Source organism: Rodentibacter haemolyticus, assembly GCF_015356115.1.
GTDB lineage: Bacteria > Pseudomonadota > Gammaproteobacteria > Enterobacterales > Pasteurellaceae > Rodentibacter > Rodentibacter haemolyticus.
In genome coordinates this window covers 1,843,118-1,866,121 of the sequence record NZ_CP063056.1, presented here as the reverse complement: position 1 = coordinate 1,866,121, position 23,004 = coordinate 1,843,118, and the positions used below count along the sequence as shown (strand labels likewise).

Below are 23,004 nucleotides of genomic sequence, written 5' to 3'. Positions count from 1 at the left end.
AAAAAAGTAATCATTAAACTTCACATAAGGAAAAATAAAATGAGTAACGAAACTACAACAACAATTCTAGGCGTACCTTTAGTAGTTGTATGGACTATTGCTCCATTATATGCAGCATACAAAGATTTCCAACATGGAAATTTCTTCCTAGCATTAATTGATTATACTTTTTTTCCAATAGGTCTTATTAGAAGTCTTATGTTTGCATTTGGATAATATGAAAAAATTCATCTTTTATTTGTTTTGTATAATATCTATCAATGCAAACAGCATGACTATTGAACAACAAGGAAAGATCTTAAGTGCATTAACACCTAAGAATTCAAAAGAAATACTTAAAAAAACTTGTATGAATGTTATTGTGCCAGGATTTGAACAGTATTTTCACATTAAGATACCTTATTCTAAAAAAAGCAAAGGTTGTGACTGTTACGCCCAAAGTATTCTCGATGAATTTAGCTGGAATGAGGTAAAATTAATTGCTATTGGCAAATACGATTCCGTATACAATCGACAAAATAGAGTAGATAAAGTATTCCATTCTTGTTTTCTCTAATTAGCCTTTTAGTAGGCGAACTCAAAAGTTCGCCTTTCTTGCCCCAAGGTGCGGTTAGTTTTTAGCCTATTTTGACAACTTCGTCCAGTTGTAATAACCATAAATAGAGTTCAGCAAATAGGCGGAATACATTAAATACATTGCCGGTGTTTCAGCCCAAAGTGCTATGGAAAGAATGTTTAATGCGATCCATAGTAACCATTGTTCACGATAACGCAATATCATCAACAATTGTGCAGTCACCGTTATCACGGTAGTTAAGCCGTCCAACCCTGTTGAACTTCCACCTGCGGCTTGCAAGGCTTGTACGAATAGCAATGTGCCGACGGTTATCGTCACCAGTAAAATCCCCCAGCCTTTTAGCGTTAAGGTCTTTGCCATTACACTTTCGCCGCCATTATCATTTTGCATATTATTTTTCCACATAAAATAACCGATAAACTGCGCCGGCAAATACACATAAAGCACGGTATTCATTTCGCCTAAGAAATTTGCTCCCCAAGCAACGTAAAAGTAGGTATAAGCAAAAATTAAGCCGAAGAAATAGTTACTGATTTTTCCTTTACTCACAAACACTACGCACAAAATGCCGGAAATACCGGAAATCATCGCCAACCAAGAATCCGGTGTTTGTGTATATACCCAAATTTGCGCAATGATAAACACGGCAAGCCAAATGATCTCAAAAGGTTTCCAGCCAGACAGAAATTCGCGTTTAAAACGTTCAGACCAATCCATAATTTACTCCGTGAGATAAAAATTCGGATTATGTATTAATTTCACAAATCATCGTAGGGTGGGCAACTTGTTGCCCACCGAAAATGTCGTGGTTAAAACGGTGGGCAACAAGTTGCCCACCCTACCCAATAAATGTTGAAAATAAAATTTTCTTTGTGCAACTACTACATAATAATGTAAAAATTTGTGTCATTTTTACACCGCACTTTTTTAAAGTAAAGGACTGATTCACAAGAATCCCGTAATTATGAAGTAGATCACGTTTTTTCATTGCTTTCCCTTTCAATCGGACTAAAATAGCCGCCCTAATTTTAATAAATGGAAAAACAATATGATGCCTTTTGCCCTTGGTCAGCGTTGGTTAAGTGAAAGTGAAAATAATCTTGGATTAGGTGTAGTTACCGCTTTTGATGCCCGCACGGTGAGTCTCCACTTCCCTGCGGCGGATGAAAGCCGTATTTATTCGATAGCGCAAGCGCCACTTACCCGCATTCAATTTAACAAAGGCGAAACGCTAACACATAAAGCTGGTTGGCAAGGGAAAATCATTGATATTCAGTCCCTAAGAAATCTAAATTGTTACTTGGTAGAAAATCCGCAAGGCGAGCAGGTAGTTGTGCAAGAAAGCGATATTTCCCCTCTCGTCTCTTTCAGCTCGGCAAAAGATCGTCTTTTTTCCGCACAATTGGATCGCAGCCATCATTTTGCATTACGTTATCGCACGCTGAGACATCAACAAGCACAATTTCAATCACCACTCCGTGGGTTACGCGGTATTCGCGCGGGTTTAATTCCTCATCAATTGCATATTGCCGCCGAAGTAGGTAAGCGTGTGAATCCCCGCGTGCTACTTGCCGATGAAGTGGGATTAGGAAAAACCATTGAAGCCGGAATGATTCTACAAAATCAATTGTTCGCCGAAAAAGTGCAACGCGCCCTTATTCTCGTACCGGAAAACTTGCAACATCAATGGTTAGTTGAAATGCTACGCCGCTTTAACTTACATTTTTCATTATTTGATGAAGAGCGTTGTGCCGATTTCGTTACCACGGGAGAAAACCCCTTTGCTTCGGAATCCTTGATAATTTGTGCGTTAGATTGGTTGGTCAATTCCCCAAAACGTGCCGAACAAGCCCTCGCCGCCGGTTTTGATTGTTTAATTGTCGATGAAGCCCATCATCTTGTTTGGCACGAAGATGCACCGAGTCACACTTATTTATTGGTAGAACAACTCGCACAGGCTATTCCTTCCGTATTATTACTCACCGCGACTCCTGAACAATTGGGGCAAGAAAGCCACTTCGCCCGCTTGCGATTGCTCGATCCCGAACGTTTCTTCGATTATGCCGTATTCCAAAAAGAGCAAAAAAATTATCAACCTGTCGCAAATGCGGTGCAATCATTGCTGGCGGATAAATCGCTAAGTGCGGTTGAAAAAAACCATATTTCCGATTTGTTAAATGAACAAGATGTAGAGCCGCTGTTCCGCGCCATTGATTCCCATAATGACGAAGAGCAGCAATCTGCCCGTCAGGAACTCATTCAAAGCCTTATCGATCGTCACGGTACCGGTCGCATACTGTTCCGCAATACCCGTCAAGGGGTAAAAGGTTTTCCACATCGTATTTATCATCAAATTACGCTCACCGCGGAAAGCGAAAGCCAAGTTCAAGATGATAAAATGCAATGGCTTTTGAATTTCCTTAAAATGCAACGCGATGAAAAAATTTTCGTCATTTGCCAAAGCGCACAAACGGCAATCCGCTTAGAACAACTTCTGCGTGAAAAAGAAGCGATTCGTGCGGCAGTATTCCATGAAAAAATGTCTATTATCGAACGTGATCGTGCCGCCGCCTACTTTGCCGATATGGCGCAAGGGGCGCAGGTGTTATTGAGTTCCGGTATCGGTTCGGAGGGGCGTAATTTTCAATTCGCCAATACGTTGGTACTATTTGATTTACCGCACAACCCTGATTTATTAGAACAATGTATCGGGCGTTTGGATCGTATCGGTCAAGCCCGTGACGTACAAATTTACGTTCCTTGTATGGAAAACTCTGCCGATTATGCGCTGGCGCGGTGGTATCACGAAGGCTTGAATGCCTTTGAACAAACCTGTCCAATGGGTATGACGCTGTTTGAACATTTTTCCGAACCGCTACAAAAAGTGCGGTCAAATTCAACCGCACTTTCGGATATGGATAAACTCATTACCGAAACGAAAAAAGCACGGGAAAAATTAAAACGAGAACTGGAACAAGGACGTGATCGGTTGTTGGAACTCAATTCCAACGGTGGCGAACAGGCGCAACAATTAGCGCAAGAAATTGCGGCACAAGATAACGAAGTCGAATTAGTGAATTTTACGCTGGATTTATTCGACATTATCGGTGTAGAACAAGATGATCTCGGTGAAAATAGCCTCGTTATCACACCTACCGGCACAATGCTTGTACCGGATTTTCCGGGGCTGAAGGAAGAGGGGGTTACGGTAACCTTTGATCGCAATCTCGCCCTTGCACGTGAGGAATTAGAATTTTTAACTTGGGATCACCCGATGATCCGTCAAGGCATTGATCTTATTGCTTCAGGCGATATCGGCAAAGCGGCAATGGCATTACTCATCAACAAGCAATTACCGGCTGGTACTTTGTTATTAGAAGCGGTTTATGTAATAGAAACCCAATCACCGAAAGGATTACAGCTAAATCGTTTCTTACCGCCAACCCCGATTCGCCTATTACTTGATAGCAAAGGCAACAATATTGCCGAACAGGTCGCTTTTGAAACCTTACAAAATAAACTCAAACCGCTCGGCAAAGATGTGGCAAATAAAATGATCAAAATGGCCCGTCCAACCTTGGAACAATTACTGGTGATGGGAGAAGAGAAAGTGCAATCTCTCGCACAAACCGCAATTTCCGAAGCAAAACGTTCTGCCGATTACGCATTGACTGCCGAGCTCAACCGGCTACAAGCCTTACAAGCCGTTAATAAAAACATTCGTCAAAGCGAAATTGATATTTTGGAAGCGCAACGCCTGCAATCCTTGCAGGAACTTGCCAAAGCCACATGGCGATTGGATAGCCTACGCGTCATTATCACCAATAAGGAATAATTATGGCACTGATTGAATATAATCCCCCACAGGATCCTTATCTGGATCTTATTTATCAGGATAACTATATTTGTGCGGTAAATAAACCGAGCGGCTTACTTTCCGTGCCGGGTAATCAACCTCAATATTACGACAGCGTGATGAGCCGAGTAAAAGAAAAATTCGGTTTCTGCGAACCGGCACACCGCCTTGATATGGCAACCAGCGGGATTATTTTATTTGCCTTGAGTAAAGCCGCCGATAAAGAGCTTAAACGCCAATTCCGTGAACGCGAACCGCAAAAATATTATCAGGCCCTTGTGTGGGGTCATTTGGCACAAAACAGCGGCGAAATCGATTTACCGATGATTTGCGACTGGGAAAACCGCCCCCGCCAGCGTTTAGACTTTGTATCCGGCAAAAGAGCGGTCACAAAATTCAATGTTTTAGAACGTTTACCTAATAACAGCACGCGCGTAAAACTCACACCGATCACCGGACGTTCTCACCAACTTCGCTTGCATATGCTGGCACTGGGACACCCTATTTTAGGCGATAAATTTTATGCACATCCTCAAGCGAAAAGGATGTCGCCCCGCCTTTGTTTACACGCCGAGATACTTCGCATTACACACCCGATAACCGGCGACCCCATCACATTTCACGCTGATGTGGATTTTTAATCAAAAAGTGCGGTCACAAAATCTTTAGATTTTGAACCTTGGCTTTGCCAACGATGCCGTAAGGCATAACCATCGTTCAAAGCGATTGTGTATAATTTTCACCGTATTTTTCGGTATTATGTAGCACTTGCGCAAATCATTGTGGGATAACGTTAGGCGAAGCCGTAACGCACCGTAATGAAATTTATTGACAAAAAGGCGTGCTACGCCTACGGCTAACACACACCCTACCTCAAAATATTGAATATAAAATTTTCTTTGTGCAACCGCATAATACCGATATTTTTATATCCCGTTCTTTTCCAACAAAAATTCAATCACTGTCTGAACCTTTCGTACTTTTTGAGCCTGTTGTAAATAGTACAAATAAAGCGGCGGATATTCTCGCCAATGGGCTTGCAGGATTGGAACAAATTCTTCTTTGTCGGCAAAAGTTTGCATATTAGGTTCAAAAATACGCCCGATACCTAAATCTTGACGAGTCGCATCAGCAATAATTTCCGGATCATTGCACAACAATCGCGTGTCGATATTTAAGGCGGTTTCCAACCCGTTAATATTAAGAACCAACGGTTCAATACGGTTAGAAGAAATAAAACGGTAGCCGATGAGTTGATGTTCGCTCAGATCTTGCGGCGTTTTCGGTTTTCCCCGTTTTGCCGCATAAGCCTTACTCACATACAAACCCTCTTTGAAAGCAGGTAATAATTTTCGAGCAATCATTCCCTCATCTATCCGATTACCGAAACGAATACCGAGATCAACTCCTTCCTCTAATAAATTTACCAAAGCATCATTCAGTGAAATTTCCAACTGAATTTTTGGGTAACGTTCGCAAAATTCCGCCAAATACGGACGAATAACTAGTTGATAGGCAAAACGGGACATCGTTATCCGAACTATACCTCTTGGCTCAGCATTAAAATGTTGAATTTCATCTAACGCTTGATTAAGCGTCATCATTGCCTCTTTGGTACGTTCAAGCAGCTGTCGCCCCGCATCGGTAAGTTGAATATTGCGTGTGGTACGGTGAAAAAGCGGTACGCCGATTTTTTGTTCAAGCAATTTTAATGATTGACTAGCGGACGGCACGGCAATTTGTAATTTACGCGCTGCCGCAGAAATACTGCCTTCTTTAGCAATTGTTTGAAAGACATTAAGCTGCCCGTAGTAAGAATTATCCTGTTGCATTATTAGTTTTTACCTAATAGTAATTTTATCTTTATCTGTCTAATCATCATAATTATTTTACGTATAATACGCAACATCAAATGAGATATGAACAAAAAGGAAAACAAAATGAAAAACGTACTTATTGTATCAGGCCACCCGGATTTAAATACTTCAGTCGCTAACAGCGAAATTTTACAAACCATCGAAAAAGCCTTACCCAATGCCAAAATTCACCGCTTAGATAGTCTTTATCCAAACTATCAATTTGATATAGAAGCGGAAAAAACGGCAATCTTAGCCGCGGATATTATCGTATTCCAATTCCCTTTCTCTTGGTATTCCGTACCGGGATTAATGAAATTGTGGATAGATAAAGTATTCGTGCATGGCTTTGCGCACGGCTCGACAGCGAAAATCGGTGGTAAAAAATTAATTATTTCCACCACCACGGGTGCCCCAGCCGAAGTCTATCAAAAAGACGGTTTTTTCAAACACAGGGTGGAAGATTATTTACCCCAATTTGAAACCTTCGCAACCTTATGTGGATTAGATTATCAAGATCCTGTCATTACTTGCGGCATAAGCTATGTAGGACGTAATGAAGCAAAAATCGCCGAACAAAAAACCATAGCACAAGATCATGCTGCACGTTTAATTACAGCAATTGAAAAAGCCGCTGCAGAATAATTAGTCTTTTTACCTTTTAAATAGCATTAAATAAGGAAAAACAATGTACATTATCAATATCACCGTCAAACCTACTCTTTCCGAAGAAAAACAAAACGCACTTTTTCCAATCCATGCGGAATGGTTTAAAAAATACTTTCAAAACGGCAAATTTTTAATACTCGGTCCTTACATCGACACCGAAGCACACGCCGGCGTGATTTTTGCCGAAACCGAAAACCGCGAAGAACTACAAAAAATCTTGGAAGAGGATTGCTACTATCCCGATCTCGCCGACTATGATATTCGTGAGTTTGCCCCAAAAATGATCGCAGCGGATATTACTGAAGCGATAAAAGTATAATAAGGAATAGTTTCAATCATGGTCGAGCTTACTTGATATTCCGCCTAATTCATACTCAAAGGAACTTATTTCACTGTCATACTATCGTCATATTTACCATATATTCTCTTTATAAAATTAAATGAAAGAGGAAAAAATGTATGAAAAACAAACAGCTTTTAACTATATTGAGTTTAACCTTAGGTATGACAAGCGTTGTTCAAGCCGCCTTTGAAGTACCGGCTGAACTATCTGCACATGCTGTATTACCTGCAAATGCCGTTGTTTCGGTGCCGAATAATGCACCAAATGATTTAAAAACGGCTGGAAAATATACAACATTTAAACGGATAGAAAAATTACAATCAGTGCAAGGAAAATCGAAAGATCGTGAAACCGGTCATTTTTTACCAATTCAAAATCAACCCCGACAAGGACACTCCGGAATCAAAGTCATCGGAAAAGATACGGTATGGCTCCTTACAGATAATGGATTTGGCAGTAAAGCAAATTCAGCCGATTCAATGCTTTACTTAAACCAATACAAAGTTGACTGGTCACAAGGGCAATTTAAACCAATTAAAACTGTCTTTTTATCCGATCCGGATAAAAAAGTACCGTTTCGTATCACTCATGAAGATACTAAGGAAAGATATTTAACCGGGGCGGATTTCGATACGGAAAGCTTTCAAATCATCGGTGATAATATTTGGATTGGTGATGAATTTGGTCCTTACCTAATTAAAGCAAATTTAGATGGAAAAATATTATCCGTGTTTGAAAGTGAAGTGGACGGAATAAAAATTCAATCTCCCGATCACAGCCAAATTGTCTCACCGAGTAAACCAAACGAACATTATAAAAATGTTAATTTAAAACGTTCGAAAGGTTATGAAGGAATGGCGGCCTCACCTGACAATAAATATCTTTACCCATTATTAGAAGGTCCTTTATGGGATGAAAATAAACAAAGTTGGGAAACCAAAGATGGTAAAGTTTCATTACGTATTTTAGAGTTTGATGTTGATAAACAAAAATGGACGGGACGTTATTGGTTTTATCCTTTAGAAAATGAACATAACGCTATCGGTGATTTTAATATGATTGATGCTGAAAACGGTTTAATTATTGAACGAGATAATGGAGAAGGAACGCTTGATAAAGCCTGCAGAAATCTTGAAGACACAACACATTGTTTTTCCGATCCGGCAAAATTTAAACGTGTTTATAAGATAGCGTTTTCTGATAACAACGTTGGTAAGGCAGTAAAAAAAATTGCTTACATTGATTTACTCAAAATTGCCGATCCAAATAAAATCAGTCTAAAACCATTAACCGGAGAAGTATTCACATTTCCATTTTTTACTATTGAAAACGTAGATATTGTGGATAATGAGCACATTATTGTCGGTAATGATAATAACTTTCCGTTTTCATCCAGCCGCGAACCTAATCGTCAGGATGATAACGAATTAATTTTACTGAAAGTACCGGCATTACTCAGTGCTGAGTAGTCGCAAAGCCTAACTAAACCAACCGCACCTTTATATTTCACTAAAAACAAAAGTGCGGTTATTTTTTGACGCTTTTACTGCTCTTCTTTAAATAGAAGTTAATCTCAATGTTTTTGAGTAATTGATAATAACCGACAAAAGCCACCATAATCTTAATATATAATAAACCTAATCTCTACGTTTTAGAGTTACACATAATATTATTTTTAGCTTTGTGTGCTTGCTACACACATGATGATTTCCTCTTACTTAAGAAAAAAACAATGAAAAAATTATACAAAATCGCTTTGAGCGATTGTTATACCTTATGGCACCATTGGCAAAGTCAACGTTCAAAATCTAAAAATTTTTTGACCGCACTTTTAGGACTAACGATGGCAATAACAGTAAACGCAAATCCAATCATCAATCTATTTGAACTCGGCATAAAAGAAGGGGCGACCGAAAAATATGATGCCGTTGCCGAACACAATATAACGACCTCAATACAAATCGAGAAAGGCACGCTGGCAATGTATTCGGTAAAGCAAAAAGCAAATCCGAATATGGCATATATGGTGGAAATCTATGCCGATCAAACCGCCTATGAAGCACACCGTAATTCACCGCAATACAAGGCATTTTTACAAGCATCTCCTGAAATTTTAACAGATCACAAAAAACGTATTGTGCTCAATGCACAATTTCTAGGGGATAAAAAGGTACAGCAAAAAGTCGAAACGCGGACAAATCTTGTTACGGTGGAAGTCAAACCGGAAGATAATGCGAAATTTAAAGCCATTGTTGCGGCGGAAATGGCGCAATCTTTAAAACGGGAAGAAGGCGTTATTGCAATGTATGCGGCGACAACGGAAGAAAATCCCAATAAATGGTTTTTCTTTGAGATTTATGCCAACGATGCGGCTTATGAAAATCACCGCAACACTCCCCACTTTAAAGATTATATTCAACAAACAGGCAATATGTTGAAAGCGAAAGATTATGTGGAAATTCAACCGGCGTTTTTAGAAAATCAGGGGGAATTGAATTTTATTCAACCTTAAGGGAAGGGTTAAAGTAGATTAATCCTAAATTTCACTGCATTTTGCAAGGTTTTAAGCTATTTTTTGTTTCCAAAAATTAAACCGAAATTCACATTCTTTCAAAAACAAGGAAAGTGTTTTCGGTTTATTCCGTTGTGTTTTCCGAGCCTTCTTGGCTTTTCAATACGTTGATGTGTTTTTGTTGCACTGCGAATCGTTCAAAGATGTAATCAAGCTGATATTAACAACTTTCCGTTCTCATACGAATCGTTTCTAAAGTATCATCAATTAATAACTGTCCATTAACAAACACAGTACGCAATTGATTTTTTTGACCATTTAACGCCTGCAGAGGGATCGTTTGCCATTGATGTTGTTGTTTAACCAAGGCGAGCAAACCTTTTTTAGAACGCTTTGCCTGACCGGTGATCGGGTCTTTATACACGTCTTGCCATTGACCTGCGATATTCACCGCACTTGCTTTCATCGCCCAGCTCATCGTATCTCGGTTTACTTGTTGCAATAATCCCCCACCCATTCCAAAATTCACGTTATCAACGCTAAATCCGTGAGCCATTATTGATTCTAGAATCGGCACGATTGAATTACTATTAATCCCGTCTCCTTGAATAAGCCGTATATAATCAGGCAACACCCGATAACCTTTGCTATTCAAGGTTGAACCGAATTTACGCGCTAAAATCTCTAATGCTCGGCATATTACTTCGGCAGGATCGCCGCTATCCGGGCGGATAACTAAAGTTCCCCCGAGTCCCTTTACTTTATCTTTAAGCTGTTCTCCCCAAATGTGCTCCAGTGCATACCAAAGATCATAACTATCAGAAACAACCGCATAAATTTTATCTTTACCGGCGAATTGATTTAACATATTTTCATAGGCATCAATTTCTCTTTCTTTGCCCCATGAGGTTATCGTGCTATGTTCTGCGGCGGGAATCGAAAAAGCAGGCATTTGCTCCGCATTATACCAACGGCGGGCGGCAACTAATGCAGAAACACTATCCGTTCCCATAAAATTAACCAAATGAGCCAAACCGCCTAAAGCAACGGTTTCTAGACTAGAAGCCCCTCTTGCGCCGAAATCATGTAATTTAAATAATAAGTTATCTAAATTATCGGCAGATTTTTCAAGTGCCTGTTTAATCTTCTGTTTACAGAAATAAGAAATACTCGCCACCGTGGAAGGATACCAAATTGCACGTAATAATGCGGTTTCCAGATATCCTGTCAGCCAGAAGAACTCAGGATCGGTATTAACAATCTGGCAAACCACATTACCTACCGGTAACACCGTCCCTTCCGGAACAGCTTCTATTTTTAATGGTAAAAACCCTTGATATTTCTCAATTAAACGCTGCCAACCAAGACGGTTAAACGGCAACCCGTGCAGGTTTAACACAATTTCCGCCTCTTCAATATCCCGTTGGGTAACAGGAGTTAATAAATATTCTTTGATAAAGGCTTGTAAACCAAAAAAAACAACATCAAGCTTTCCGCTACGCGCCTCAACATAATAAGAGACATATTCCGTATTAGGCGGGTATTGTAACCAATGAGACGCCTTATAACTGTCAACATTTAAGATAAGATTTAAAAAATTAGATGTGTACATTCCATTTAACTCATTTAAATTAAAAGGTCTAACCTAGATTAGCCCTAAATTTCACAGGGTTTTAAGCTGTTTTTTAATATCCCAAAGGTAAACCGAAATTCACATTCTTTCAAGGATAATAATGGAAAGTTTTTTCATTGAATACGATTTTGTTTCTTCTGACTAAATGAACGCTATCCGCGAGTTTACCCAACGACTTTTTCAGGCTCGCTTTGAGCTTATCCACGTCAATATTCGGGTTGGTTTGTGCGACTTCGTTATCCGAAAGTGCGGTCACTTTTGGCGAATTTTGTTCACGATTTTGTTTTTGCCCGCCAAATTTTCTGGCAAGTTCGCATCGTAAAACGCCGTCGGCATATTGATACAACCGAGCGATAAGTAGTTGTCGTTCGCCATAGCAGACTTCAACGCGGCGTGGCGTTCAGGTTTATTAATCAGACGATGAACCGCTAAAACCCCACCGCTTTTACCGCGGATAAGCTCACCGGTTTGTGGGTCGGTAAAGTCTATCTCCGCCCCACAAATTTACCCTATTCCCTTGCATTCTTTCTTCCTTAGTGCCAAACTCTCTCAAATTTTCAAAACAACGCCAAATAATGACAAAAAAAGCCAATACCTTACCTCATCAAGATCCCCATTATCAGCGGGAATTGAAAAAATACGGCAATCCCATTCCAAGTCGTGAGTTTATTTTAAATATCATTCGCGAAAATAATGCGCCGATGAATCGGGAAGAAATTTTGACCGCACTTTCTATTCATAATGAAGAGCAAATTGAAGCGATGCGCCGCCGTTTGCGGGCGATGGAAAATGACGGGCAACTCGTATTCACAAAGCGTAAACGTTACGCCCTACCGGAGAAATTAGATCTCATAAAAGGCACGGTGATCGGTCATCGTGAAGGTTACGGATTTTTGCAGGTGGAGGGGCAAAAAGAGGATTTATTTATTCCCAACCACCAAATGCAACGGGTTATGCACGGTGATTTCGTTTTAGTCCAAAGAGCGGGTTTAGATCGCCGAGGTCGGCGTGAGGTCCGTATTGTTCGCGTGTTAGAGAACCGAAAAAAACAAATTGTGGGGCGTTTTTTCTTAGAAAACGGTTTCGGTTATGTGGTGCCGGATGATAGCCGCATCGGGCGTGATATTTTGGTACCGAACGAACACCGCAACGGCGCACGTATGGGGCAGGTGGTTGTGGTGGAATTGCAAGAACGTTCCTCCAATTTCAGCCAACCGGTGGGGATTATCACGGAAATTTTGGGTGATAATATGGCGAAAGGAATGGAAGTGGAAATCGCTTTACGCAATCACGATATTCCCCATAAATTTCCAAGTGCGGTCGAAAAATACGTTAAAAAATTTACGGAAGAAGTGCCTGAAGAAGCGAAAAAAGGACGTATTGATTTACGCAATCTACCGCTCGTTACCATTGACGGAGAAGACGCTCGGGATTTTGATGATGCCGTATATTGCGAAAAACAGGGTAAAAGCTGGAAACTTTGGGTTGCCATTGCAGATGTGAGCTACTATGTACGATTGCACACCGCCCTAGATGCTGAAGCGCACAAACGAGGTAATTCCGTCTATTTCCCAAACCGTGTCGTTCCCATGCTGCCGGAAATCTTATCCAACGGCTTATGTTCGCTTAATCCGCAAGTAGATCGCCTATGTATGGTGTGCGAAATGCAAATTTCCGCTAAGGGCAAACTTACCGACTATCGTTTTTATGAAGCGGTCATGAACTCTCACGCTCGTTTAACCTATACCAAGGTGGCAAAAATGCTGGAGGGAGATACCGAATTACGTGAACGTTATGCCCCGCTTGTTCCGCATTTGGAAGCGCTTTATGATTTATATCAAGCCTTGCTTTCCGCCCGTCAACAGCGTGGTGCAATAGATTTTGAAACCGTTGAAAGCAAATTTATTTTCAATGCAATGGGACGTATTGAACGAATTGAACCAGTGATTCGGAATGATGCTCATAAAATCATTGAAGAATGTATGATTTTAGCCAATATTGCGTCTGCAAATTTTATGCAAAAAAACAATGAACCGGCATTGTATCGTATTCACGCCACGCCAAGTGAAGAAAAGCTCACTTCATTCCGCACATTTTTAAATGAGTTCGGTTTAACGTTAGAAGGCGGTTTAAAACCGATCACCAAGGATTACGCCGCCCTGTTGGAGAAGGTGAAAGAACGCCCTGATCACGAATTAATTCAAACGATGCTACTTCGCTCTCTTAGCCAAGCCGTGTATCATGCCGACAATATCGGGCATTTCGGTTTAGCCTTAGAAGAGTATGCACATTTCACTTCGCCGATTCGCCGTTATCCAGATTTAACACTTCATCGTGGTATTAAATATTTACTTGCCAAAAAACAAGGCACAAAACGCAAAACCACCGAAACGGGCGGCTATCGTTATTCCTTTGATGAAATGGATTTATTGGGCGATCATTGTTCAATGACCGAGCGCCGAGCCGATGATGCCACGCGTGAAACGGCTGACTGGCTGAAATGCGAATATATGTTGGATCACATAGGCAACGAGTTTAACGGCGTAATTTCATCCGTTACCGGTTTTGGTTTGTTTGTGCGTTTGAACGAACTGTTCATTGATGGTTTAGTGCATATTTCTACGCTAGAAAATGATTATTATCAGTTCGATGCCACAAAACAACGTTTGATCGGTGAAAACAGCGGTATGCAATATCGCTTGGGCGATAAAGTGCGTATTCGTGTAGAAGCCGTCCATTTAGAACAAAAAATGATGGATTTCTCTTTGCTAAGCAGCGAACGAAAAGCACGCCGAGCAGGAAAAACCACCAAAGAAAAAGCCAAGAAAATATTTAAAGAATTACCGTCAAAAATCGGAAAAAAGCGAAAAAGTGCGGTAAAAAAGAAAGAAGTTTCTAGCAAATCAAGAAAATCAAAGAAATAGTTATTTAGGAAGGTTGAAGGAATTATCACCATTTCGCACAGACAATCCAATCAATGCGAAAATGTCCGCTTCCACCACCTACAAAATTGAGAGAAAGAAAATTTATGTCAGAACAAATTTACGGTATTCACGCCGTCAACAGCATTTTAACCCATACCCCCGAACGTTTAATTGAGGTCTTTGTACTAAAAGGGCGCGAAGATAAACGCCTACAACCTTTATTAAACGAGCTATACACTATGGGTATCAGCGTGCAGTTTGTAAATCGCCAAACCTTAGATAAAAAAGCAAACGGTGAAGTGCATCAGGGGGTGATCGCTCGCGTGCAGGCGGCAAAAGAACTCAATGAAAATGATCTTGATGCCATTCTCAACAATAAACAAAATCCGCTTTTGTTGGTGCTTGATGGCGTAACTGATCCTCATAATCTTGGTGCTTGTCTGCGCACCGCAGATGCTGCGGGTGTAGATGCGGTTATCGTTCCGAAAGATAAATCGGCACAACTCACTTCTATCGCCCGTAAAGTAGCCTGTGGCGCAGCAGAAACCGTTCCGCTTATTCGGGTAACAAACCTTTCCCGCACGCTTCGTGAGCTACAACAAAATCATAATATTTGGGTAGTTGGTACGGCGGGTGAAGCCGCAGATACCATTTATCATACCAAGCTTAATGGTGCAATTGCGCTGGTTATGGGGGCGGAAGGGGAAGGTGTGCGCCGTTTAACGCGTGAGCATTGCGATCAACTCATCAGTATCCCTATGGCGGGATCGGTTTCTTCATTAAATGTCTCCGTGGCAACCGGTGTGTGTTTATTTGAAATTGTTCGCCAGCGTTTAAATTTCTAAAACCTCGGTATTATGTATCAGTCGCACAAAGAGAATTTTATCTCCAATCTTTATCGTGAGTAGGGGCGTTAAGCTTTGCATAACGCACCATTTCATCATAAAACCCTCTATTGGTGCGTTACGGCTTCGCCTAACGCACCTTACAATGTTTTGAGCAGGTGCTACATAATACCGTAAAACCTCTTAAAATATGACCGCACTTTGTAAAAATACCGAGCATTTTGGGCTCGGTATTTTTTATCGTGAAAGGTAAAATTACATTGATTTTCTTCCGAAAAGGAAAGATAAGACAAGCACGACAAATGATGGGATCAACCACGCCATCCCTGCCGAATAAAGCGGTAAATGCCCCAACAGATTTTCAATTGATTGAGGTAATAAATTCATATTCTTCAAACTATCACAGGCGCTGAAACAGAGAGTAACAAGCAAAGTAGAATAATAGCTGAATTGAATATTCGGCAATTTACTACGGATAATTTGTAAGAATACCAACATAATCGCGACAGGGTAAATTAATAACAATGCCGGAATAGTAATACGCAATAATTCCGTTAAACCTGTTTGTGCGATTGTGGTGGTTAAAATGGTAAAAACTACCACCCAAAACGGATAAGACAAACGAATATGGAATTTAGAGAAATAATCCGCACATGCACTGCTTACCCCTACAAGGGTCGTGAGATTTGCCAAAATAATGATGCCAGACATAATCCAGGTGCCACCTATTCCAAATAAGGCATTTACATAGCGAGAAAAAATTTGTCCGCCGTTCGTTGCCCCTTCTGCAACTTTTGCCCCTGTTGCCCCTAAATAAAATAACGAGAAATACAATAGGGCGAGCAAAAGCACGGAAATTAAACCGGCTGAAATCGTGTATTTCATTACTTTTTGCGTAGAGGATACATTCTTCACAGCCAATGCACGCGCGACAATACCGCCGAATGCAATCGCCGCGAGTACGTCCATCGTTTGATAACCGCTGATCAAACCTGCCGTAATCGCGGAATTTGTTACGTAGGCGTTGCTCGGTTCAACAATTTCCGAAAGAGGAGAAATCAACACATTCACGGCCACCACAACTAATAACACGAGGAGGGCCGGTGTCATAAATTTGCCTACGGTAGAGATAATCGTATTCGGGCGCAGCATAAATAGCATACCGATAAGATTAAAAATAAGAGAAAAGATAAAGTGTGTGCTACTGCTATCTTCCATAATGTTTAAGGGTAACCAAGCCATCTCATAGGCTACATTCGTCACCCTCGGCATAGCAAACAAGGAACCGATCACCAAATATAAGGTGGTTAAAAAGATAACTTCCGCCCATTTCGGTAAATCGCGCATAAGTTCTTCACCACGCCCAAGCACTGCCACCACAACTAAAGTGATAAATGGCATTAATACACCGGTTAAAACAAACCCTAAGGAGGCACTCGCCCAATGATGACCGGCGGAAAATCCTTCCATCGGTGGGAAAATAATATTTCCAGCCCCTAAAAAGAGTGCGAAAATCATCATCCCTAAAATAATAATATCTTTACGACCAAACATACATCTTCTCAATAAATAAAAAAGGGGGGTAAGTTTACTATAAAGACGAATATAACCCTAATCTCAACATGAAAAAATGTGAACAAAATCACATTATCGGTCTCACCATAAAAATATGCATTATTATGTAGCAGTTGCACAAAGAGAATTTTATTTCCAATCTTTATCGGGAGTAGGGTTCGTTAGCCGTAGGAGTAATATACCATTTCATCTGTCGGTGAGTTGCAGCTTCGCCTAACGCCCCCTACAATGGTTTGTGCAACTGCTACATAATGCCGAAAATATGTGAAAAATGACCGCACTTTTTTGTCTCGCTTTTCCGTATAAGCGAAAAACTGTGGTAATATCTGAAGTTCGTTAATTTTTTGTAAATTTATTTTTAACTTTTTTGGAGAGATTTTAGTGTTACCACTTATACAACGATTTTTTAAACTTGAATCCGCAGGAGGCATTTTATTGCTTTGTTCTGCATTAATCGCAATGTTTTTTGCCAATTCGCCTTTAAATGGCGCTTACAACGATTTCTTGAATTTACCGGTGAGCATTAAAATCGGTAGTTTCTCTATTGATAAAACACTGATTCATTGGATCAATGACGGCTTTATGGCGGTATTTTTCGTTTTAGTAGGATTGGAAGTAAAACGCGAGCTGTTAGCAGGCTCTCTTTCCAGTTATCAACAAGCCGTTTTCCCTGCCCTTTCAGCAATAGGCGGCATGGTGATCCCGGCTTTAGTTTATGTGTTTATCACGCACCAAGAACCAGCCTTTGCCAACGGCTGGGCAATCCCAATGGCAACGGATATTGCTTTCGCACTCGGCATTATGGCGCTTCTGAGTAAACAAGTCCCCTTGCCATTAAAAATCTTTTTACTCGCCCTAGCGATTATTGATGATTTAGGCGCAATTGTCGTCATTGCCTTATTTTTCTCTCACGGATTGAGTATTCAAGCGCTTATCTTTGCTGGGATTGCCATCGCCTTACTCATCACATTAAATCGCTTTAAAGTTACCGCGCTTTGCGCCTATATGGTAGCAGGCGTCATTTTATGGGCATCCGTATTAAAATCCGGTGTACACGCCACACTTGCAGGAGTGATTATCGGTTTCTGCATTCCGTTAAAAGGTGAAAAAGGCGAAAGGCCATTAGAAGACTTTGAACATCTGCTTGTGCCTTGGACTTCATTCCTCATTCTGCCGCTATTTGCTTTTGCCAATGCAGGAGTGAGCTTTGAAGGGATTGATTTATCAATGCTATCTTCACCGTTACTCCTCGCCATCGCCTTAGGTTTGATTATCGGTAAACCGATCGGTGTATTCGGCTTTAGCTATCTTTCGGTAAAACTCGGCATTGCGAAACTCCCGGAGGGAATTAACTTTAAACAAATTTTTGCAGTCGCAATTTTATGCGGTATCGGTTTTACCATGTCGATGTTTTTGGCAAGTCTCGCCTTTGAGGCAAACGCAGGCGAAAGTGTGAATGCGCTTTCACGCTTGGGGATCTTGCTTGGCTCTACGGTTTCAGCCCTTGTTGGATATTATTGTTTGAAAAAAACAACGTCCGTTTCCCATTAATAAACAATCAAGAAAAAAGACTTAGTGAGATCGTAAGGCTAAAAATATAACGGATAGAATACCGGACAGATTAAATGATCAAATCCATTTCGGTAGGTAAAACGATATGCTATCGGCTAATTAATTACTTCGGATTATCAGATTAGGGGGGGATACAGTTCCCCCCTGATTTTTATCTAGGGTATTAAAATTTTAGAGATTCGGCACACTAAGTGATTAATGAATCAAACAAGTTTACGCTGACTTTTTATGATTTTCATAAGCCGCTTTTACAAACCCGGCAAATAACGGATGACCGTCACGTGGCGTGGAAGTAAATTCCGGATGGAATTGACAAGCCACAAACCAAGGATGATTCGGCACTTCGATGATCTCCACCAATTTTTTATCCGCAGATAAACCTGTCACTTTCAAGCCTGCCTTTTCAATTTGAGGAAGCAAGGTGTTATTCACTTCGTAGCGGTGGCGATGACGTTCTTCAATAATTTCCGAACCATATAATTCACGCGCACGGCTGCCTTCGATTAAATGGCATTGTTGTGCTCCCAAACGCATCGTTCCGCCAAGATCCGAGTTATCGGTTCTAACCTCTGTATTTCCTTCCGCATCCTGCCATTCGGTGATTAACGCTACCACCGGTTGTTCGCAAGTGCGGTCAAATTCGGAGGAGTTTGCCTTGGCTAGTCCCGCAACGTTACGTGCATATTCAATCAATGCAATTTGCATTCCTAAACAAATGCCTAGGTAGGGAATGTGATTTTCACGCGCATACTGTGCAGTCATAATTTTGCCTTCCACACCGCGATAACCAAAACCACCCGGTACAAGAATACCGTCTATCCCCTTTAATACTTCTACGCCTTTGGTTTCTACATCTTGCGAATCAATGTATTTGATATTCACGGTTAGGCGATTGGTTAAGCCTGCGTGTTTTAATGCTTCATTCACGGATTTGTAGGCATCCGGCAATTCGATATATTTCCCGACCATACCGATGGTGACTTCCCCGACCGGATTCGCTTGTTTATAAAGCACTTGTTCCCATTCGGAAAGATCCGCTTCCGGACAATTCAAACGAAAACGCTCACATACGAAATCATCTAAACCTTGAGATTTTAATAATGCCGGAATTTGATAAATCGAATTGACATCCTTTAATGAAATAACCGCACGCTCCGGCACATTACAAAATAGTGCAATTTTCGCACGTTCATTCGGCGGAATCATTCGGTCAGAACGGCAGATCAATACATCCGGTTGAATCCCGATAGAAAGCAATTCCTTCACGGAATGCTGCGTCGGTTTCGTTTTCACTTCACCGGCTGTAGGAATGTAAGGAACTAAGGTTAAATGCATAAATAAGGTGTGTTCACGCCCCACTTGTACCGCCAGCTGACGTAAGGCTTCGAGGAAGGGTAAAGATTCAATATCCCCGACAGTGCCCCCCACTTCTACAATCACGACATCATGACCTTGCGCCCCGGCAATAACACGATCTTTGATTTCATTGGTAATATGCGGAATAACCTGAATGGTTGCCCCTAAGTAATCACCACGGCGTTCTTTACGTAATACTTCAGAATAGATTTTACCGGTGGTGAAATTATTACGTTTTGTCATTTTGGTACGAATGAAACGTTCATAATGCCCGAGATCCAAGTCTGTTTCAGCGCCGTCTTGAGTAACAAAGACTTCACCATGCTGTGTAGGGCTCATTGTCCCCGGATCCACATTAATGTAAGGGTCAAGTTTCATAATGGTCACGTTTAAACCACGCGCTTCTAAAATTGCCGCTAATGAGGCCGCTGCAATGCCTTTACCTAACGATGAAACCACACCACCGGTAACGAAAATATAATTTGTAGCCATAGAGAACCTAATCTTTGTTGGGATAGAAATGATTATAGCTAATCACTTTGCTTATATATTCCACCGAAAGTGCGGTCAGAAATCAAAGAGGATTAGCTATCAATAGACGGGACGGTAGTTTACCTGATTTGTTAAGGTAACTCAATGGAAAGCTAAGTTGATCTGTCTCTAAAAATTGGATTTATTAATTATTTTTGAATGAAATTACAAAGGCTGAGCCCGCTACGATACCGGAATCAGCCCTATAATCTATACGTCATTTTGGGCGACATCTATATTGCCTAATCGCCTAAAATTACATCTGCATATATTTAGGTTCTTTAAACACTGTTACGGCAGGGACTTCACCTACAAATTTCTCAACCTGAACAATAGCGGTATTCGGTGAGTTTCCTTGTGCTAATTTAGATGTGCCTTCATCACGGGTTAAAACGTTAGGGCAACCGTTTTTGCACAATGGTTTTTCTGCCGTAGCCAATTCGTGCGGGTCATACCAAGCACCTTCATATAATGCCACTGTGCCTTTGATGATTCCGTCCGTCACTACAGCCCCCGCCAAAACTTGACCGCGTCGGTTGAAAACACGTACCACATCGCCGTTCACAATGCCACGAACCTTAGCATCTGCCGTATTAATTAATACAGGTTCACGATCGCTTACCGCATATTTTTCACGTAGTGACGTATTAGCTAATTGACTATGTAAACGATAATAAGGATGCGGAGTAACTAACGCAAGCGGTGCTTCAGCCGTTACATTGCCGGCAAATTCTTCCGGCACCATCCAAGTCGGATGACCTTTACAATCGTCATACTGCATTTTAGCAACGACCTCAGAATAAATTTCAATTTTACCGGATGGCGTACCCAATGGGTTCAATAACGGATCTTCACGAAATTCTCCGTAACGTACCCATTTCTTCGCTTTTTCATTTGCGGTAAAAGTAATAGGTTTATTCTCTTCCCAGAATTTCTCAAATTTTGGCATTAACACTCGGTTTTTACGGGCTGCATTAAATGCTGATTGGTAAAAATATTTCAGCCAATCCATTTCTGTTTTACCTTCGGTAAATAGGTCTTCCACCCCGGCTCGTTTTGCCAATTCTGCGAACACATCGTAATCACTTCGAGCTTCAAATTGCGGTTCCACAACCTTTTTCATCGGGAGAATATGCATCATTGAATAATCTCCCGTCATTGTTAAATCATTACGTTCATAACTTGTCGTGATTGGTAATACGATATCCGCCATACGGGCAGTCGGTGTCCAGTTAACTTCATTAACAATTATGGTTTCCGGTTTTTGCCATGCTTTTACTAACGTATTGGTATCTTGATGGTGTACAAACGGATTACCTCCGGCCCAATAAATTAACTTAATATCCGGGTAGGTAATTTCCGTACCGTTAAATTCAATCGTTTTACCCGGATTTAATAACACATCTGAGATACGGGCAAGCGGGAAACTGAGTTTAGCCGATTTTGATAACCAAGATTGCCCTGTATTTGACGTATCGTTATCCAATGTCGCAGACATAGCACCGATTACCCCTCCGGTTGTTGTCGGTACGCCGCCGTTAGAATAATGATAACTTAATCCGAAACCACCGCCTGGCAAACCTATTTGACCTAACATAGACGCCAGAGTAACCAACATCCAATGAGTTTGTTCGCCATGGCGTTGACGCTGCATTCCCCAACCCGCCATTAACATCGTTCGTTTCGATGAAAAATCATTGGCTAATTGACCAATAACTTCCGCAGGTACGCCACAAATTTCGGCTGCCCATTGTGCATCTTTAACTTGACCGTCTTCTTTTCCTAATAAATAACGTTCAAACTTATCATAACCGGTCGTGTATTTTTTCAGGAATTCTTTATCATGTTTGTCAGCAGCAACTAAAGTATGTGCAATGCCTAACATTAATGCTACATCAGTCGCCGTATGAATAGGAATCCACTCCGCACCAAGATATTCGCAGCTTTCGCTTTTAACCGGATCAATACAAATAATCCGTTTACCGGATTCTTTTAATTTTTTGAAATATTCCAACCCCTTTTGATCGGTTGCCGTCCAAGCGATACGCATCGTTGTAATCGGATTAGCTGACCACAACACAACTAATTCCGACGTTTCTAAAATCGTTTCCCAACTGGTTTGTTGTTCATAAACCTCAATCGTACCGAGAACATGCGGTATTATGACCTGAGCAGCACCGGTAGAATAGTCGCCTTTGTGTCCTACGAATCCTCCTGTCGCATTTAAATAGCGGTGCAACAGCGTACGGCTTGAGTGTAAAGAACCCGAACTTTTCCAACCGTAAGAGCCTCCGAATATATTTTCGAAGCCCCCTTCGGCTCGAACCCGTTTAAACTCTTTATCCACCAAATCCAGTGCCTGCTCCCAAGAAACCCGCACCCATTCATCATGCCCACGCAGGGTGGTATCACTCTTTCCGGGATTTTCTAAATAACCTTTACGCACCATAGGATATTTAATGCGGGTTTCACTATAAAGTTGATCAGCCACCACAGATTGCAATTCATTTTCTAATGCAGGAACAATGGCAGGGCCGGATTTAACCACTTTACCGTTTTCAACGACAACACCGAGCGGTCCCCAATGTGCGGCGGTAACAACCGTTGTAGATTCGGCTGCGACTGCAGAGGCGGAAGCTAACGCACCAATAACACCACCGTCAATCGCTCCACTTAATGAAATTCCGGCAGCGCCTAGTGAGGAATTTTTCAAAAAGTCTTTACGCTTCGTATTGATTTTGTCTTTTTTCATAAT

Annotated in this window: 18 protein-coding genes and 1 pseudogene; 11 read left to right on the top strand and 8 right to left on the bottom strand. The window is 41.2% G+C overall.

What is annotated here, in order from left to right; genetic code table 11:
* Positions 1-39 precede the first annotated feature (39 nt).
* On the top strand, positions 40-216 hold the full coding sequence (locus IHV77_RS08810; protein WP_194811598.1) for a hypothetical protein: 177 nt from the start codon (positions 40-42) through the stop codon (positions 214-216).
* A gap of 55 nt (positions 217-271) precedes the next feature.
* Positions 272-556 carry a hypothetical protein gene (locus IHV77_RS08805; RefSeq protein ID WP_194811597.1) on the top strand — a complete coding sequence of 95 codons (285 nt, stop codon included), beginning with the start codon at positions 272-274 and terminating at the stop codon, positions 554-556.
* 66 nt (positions 557-622) lie between these two features.
* On the opposite strand, the gene pnuC is transcribed toward IHV77_RS08805, so the two are convergent.
* Positions 623-1,294, bottom strand: coding sequence for a nicotinamide riboside transporter PnuC (gene pnuC, locus IHV77_RS08800; RefSeq protein ID WP_194811596.1), 672 nt, complete (start codon positions 1,292-1,294; stop codon positions 623-625).
* A gap of 334 nt (positions 1,295-1,628) precedes the next feature.
* Between pnuC and rapA the strand changes: the two genes are divergently transcribed.
* Positions 1,629-4,412 (top strand): RNA polymerase-associated protein RapA, encoded by a 2,784-nt coding sequence (gene rapA / locus IHV77_RS08795; RefSeq protein ID WP_194813268.1) that lies wholly within the window; start codon positions 1,629-1,631, stop codon positions 4,410-4,412.
* 2 nt (positions 4,413-4,414) lie between these two features.
* Entirely contained in the window at positions 4,415-5,074 is a 660-nt protein-coding gene (rluA, locus tag IHV77_RS08790) for a bifunctional tRNA pseudouridine(32) synthase/23S rRNA pseudouridine(746) synthase RluA (RefSeq protein WP_194811595.1), read from the top strand.
* A gap of 285 nt (positions 5,075-5,359) precedes the next feature.
* Here rluA and IHV77_RS08785 read toward each other — a convergent pair whose 3' ends face one another.
* Positions 5,360-6,265, bottom strand: a complete 906-nt coding sequence (locus IHV77_RS08785; RefSeq protein ID WP_194811594.1) for a LysR family transcriptional regulator — start codon at positions 6,263-6,265, stop codon at positions 5,360-5,362.
* A 108-nt stretch (positions 6,266-6,373) separates the two neighbouring features.
* Between IHV77_RS08785 and IHV77_RS08780 the strand changes: the two genes are divergently transcribed.
* The 4 genes from IHV77_RS08780 (at position 6,374) to IHV77_RS08765 (ending at position 9,813) form a co-directional block, all read left to right on the top strand.
* Positions 6,374-6,934, top strand: a complete 561-nt coding sequence (locus IHV77_RS08780) for an NAD(P)H-dependent oxidoreductase (protein ID WP_194811593.1) — start codon at positions 6,374-6,376, stop codon at positions 6,932-6,934.
* 43 nt (positions 6,935-6,977) lie between these two features.
* On the top strand, positions 6,978-7,277 hold the full coding sequence (locus IHV77_RS08775) for a YciI family protein (protein WP_194811592.1): 300 nt from the start codon (positions 6,978-6,980) through the stop codon (positions 7,275-7,277).
* A gap of 140 nt (positions 7,278-7,417) precedes the next feature.
* Complete coding sequence (locus IHV77_RS08770; protein ID WP_194811591.1) at positions 7,418-8,770, top strand: esterase-like activity of phytase family protein; 1,353 nt, start codon at positions 7,418-7,420, stop codon at positions 8,768-8,770.
* 374 nt (positions 8,771-9,144) lie between these two features.
* A complete protein-coding gene (locus tag IHV77_RS08765; protein WP_333473535.1) occupies positions 9,145-9,813 on the top strand; it encodes a putative quinol monooxygenase in 669 nt (222 codons plus the stop codon).
* 220 nt (positions 9,814-10,033) lie between these two features.
* Here IHV77_RS08765 and IHV77_RS08760 read toward each other — a convergent pair whose 3' ends face one another.
* The 3 genes and pseudogenes from IHV77_RS08760 to IHV77_RS08755 all read right to left on the bottom strand — a co-directional run bounded on the left by IHV77_RS08760 (position 10,034) and on the right by IHV77_RS08755 (position 11,792).
* The gene (locus IHV77_RS08760; protein WP_194811589.1) at positions 10,034-11,425 is read right to left on the bottom strand and encodes a nicotinate phosphoribosyltransferase; all 1,392 of its coding nucleotides are present in this window, start codon (positions 11,423-11,425) and stop codon (positions 10,034-10,036) included.
* Between the two features lie 44 nt (positions 11,426-11,469).
* Positions 11,470-11,559 (bottom strand): annotated as a pseudogene (locus IHV77_RS12070) (IS1595 family transposase); the annotation flags it as partial.
* Complete coding sequence (locus tag IHV77_RS08755) at positions 11,535-11,792, bottom strand: hypothetical protein (protein WP_194811588.1); 258 nt, start codon at positions 11,790-11,792, stop codon at positions 11,535-11,537. The pseudogene IHV77_RS12070 and the gene IHV77_RS08755, both read right to left, overlap by 25 nt.
* 229 nt (positions 11,793-12,021) lie before the next feature.
* On the opposite strand from IHV77_RS08755, the gene rnr reads away from it, so the two are divergent.
* Entirely contained in the window at positions 12,022-14,370 is a 2,349-nt protein-coding gene (gene rnr / locus IHV77_RS08750; RefSeq protein ID WP_194811587.1) for a ribonuclease R, read from the top strand.
* Between the two features lie 104 nt (positions 14,371-14,474).
* Positions 14,475-15,215, top strand: coding sequence for a 23S rRNA (guanosine(2251)-2'-O)-methyltransferase RlmB (gene rlmB, locus IHV77_RS08745; protein ID WP_194811586.1), 741 nt, complete (start codon positions 14,475-14,477; stop codon positions 15,213-15,215).
* A 255-nt stretch (positions 15,216-15,470) separates the two neighbouring features.
* On the opposite strand, the gene brnQ is transcribed toward rlmB, so the two are convergent.
* Positions 15,471-16,769, bottom strand: coding sequence for a branched-chain amino acid transport system II carrier protein (gene brnQ / locus IHV77_RS08740; protein WP_194811585.1), 1,299 nt, complete (start codon positions 16,767-16,769; stop codon positions 15,471-15,473).
* A gap of 402 nt (positions 16,770-17,171) precedes the next feature.
* On the opposite strand from brnQ, the gene nhaA reads away from it, so the two are divergent.
* Positions 17,172-18,341, top strand: a complete 1,170-nt coding sequence (gene nhaA / locus IHV77_RS08735; protein WP_194811584.1) for a Na+/H+ antiporter NhaA — start codon at positions 17,172-17,174, stop codon at positions 18,339-18,341.
* Between the two features lie 234 nt (positions 18,342-18,575).
* Here nhaA and pyrG read toward each other — a convergent pair whose 3' ends face one another.
* Both pyrG and torA read right to left on the bottom strand, forming a co-directional pair.
* A complete protein-coding gene (gene pyrG, locus IHV77_RS08730; protein ID WP_194811583.1) occupies positions 18,576-20,210 on the bottom strand; it encodes a glutamine hydrolyzing CTP synthase in 1,635 nt (544 codons plus the stop codon).
* A gap of 295 nt (positions 20,211-20,505) precedes the next feature.
* Entirely contained in the window at positions 20,506-23,001 is a 2,496-nt protein-coding gene (torA, locus tag IHV77_RS08725; protein ID WP_194811582.1) for a trimethylamine-N-oxide reductase TorA, read from the bottom strand.
* Positions 23,002-23,004: the final 3 nt, after the last annotated feature.

Excerpts from the sequence above, each read along its gene's own strand:
- IHV77_RS08765 (WP_333473535.1), top strand. The coding sequence starts at position 9,145 with ATGGCAATAACAGTAAACGCAAATCCAATCATCAATCTATTTGAACTC.
- IHV77_RS08805 (WP_194811597.1), top strand. The coding sequence starts at position 272 with ATGACTATTGAACAACAAGGAAAGATCTTAAGTGCATTAACACCTAAG.
- rlmB (WP_194811586.1), top strand. The coding sequence starts at position 14,475 with ATGTCAGAACAAATTTACGGTATTCACGCCGTCAACAGCATTTTAACC.
- brnQ (WP_194811585.1), bottom strand. The coding sequence starts at position 16,769 with ATGTTTGGTCGTAAAGATATTATTATTTTAGGGATGATGATTTTCGCA.
- torA (WP_194811582.1), bottom strand. The coding sequence starts at position 23,001 with ATGAAAAAAGACAAAATCAATACGAAGCGTAAAGACTTTTTGAAAAAT.
- IHV77_RS08760 (WP_194811589.1), bottom strand. The coding sequence starts at position 11,425 with ATGTACACATCTAATTTTTTAAATCTTATCTTAAATGTTGACAGTTAT.
- rluA (WP_194811595.1), top strand. The coding sequence starts at position 4,415 with ATGGCACTGATTGAATATAATCCCCCACAGGATCCTTATCTGGATCTT.
- IHV77_RS08810 (WP_194811598.1), top strand. The coding sequence starts at position 40 with ATGAGTAACGAAACTACAACAACAATTCTAGGCGTACCTTTAGTAGTT.
- rapA (WP_194813268.1), top strand. The coding sequence starts at position 1,629 with ATGCCTTTTGCCCTTGGTCAGCGTTGGTTAAGTGAAAGTGAAAATAAT.
- rnr (WP_194811587.1), top strand. The coding sequence starts at position 12,022 with ATGACAAAAAAAGCCAATACCTTACCTCATCAAGATCCCCATTATCAG.
- IHV77_RS08780 (WP_194811593.1), top strand. The coding sequence starts at position 6,374 with ATGAAAAACGTACTTATTGTATCAGGCCACCCGGATTTAAATACTTCA.
- IHV77_RS08775 (WP_194811592.1), top strand. The coding sequence starts at position 6,978 with ATGTACATTATCAATATCACCGTCAAACCTACTCTTTCCGAAGAAAAA.
- IHV77_RS08785 (WP_194811594.1), bottom strand. The coding sequence starts at position 6,265 with ATGCAACAGGATAATTCTTACTACGGGCAGCTTAATGTCTTTCAAACA.
- IHV77_RS08770 (WP_194811591.1), top strand. The coding sequence starts at position 7,418 with ATGAAAAACAAACAGCTTTTAACTATATTGAGTTTAACCTTAGGTATG.
- pyrG (WP_194811583.1), bottom strand. The coding sequence starts at position 20,210 with ATGGCTACAAATTATATTTTCGTTACCGGTGGTGTGGTTTCATCGTTA.
- pnuC (WP_194811596.1), bottom strand. The coding sequence starts at position 1,294 with ATGGATTGGTCTGAACGTTTTAAACGCGAATTTCTGTCTGGCTGGAAA.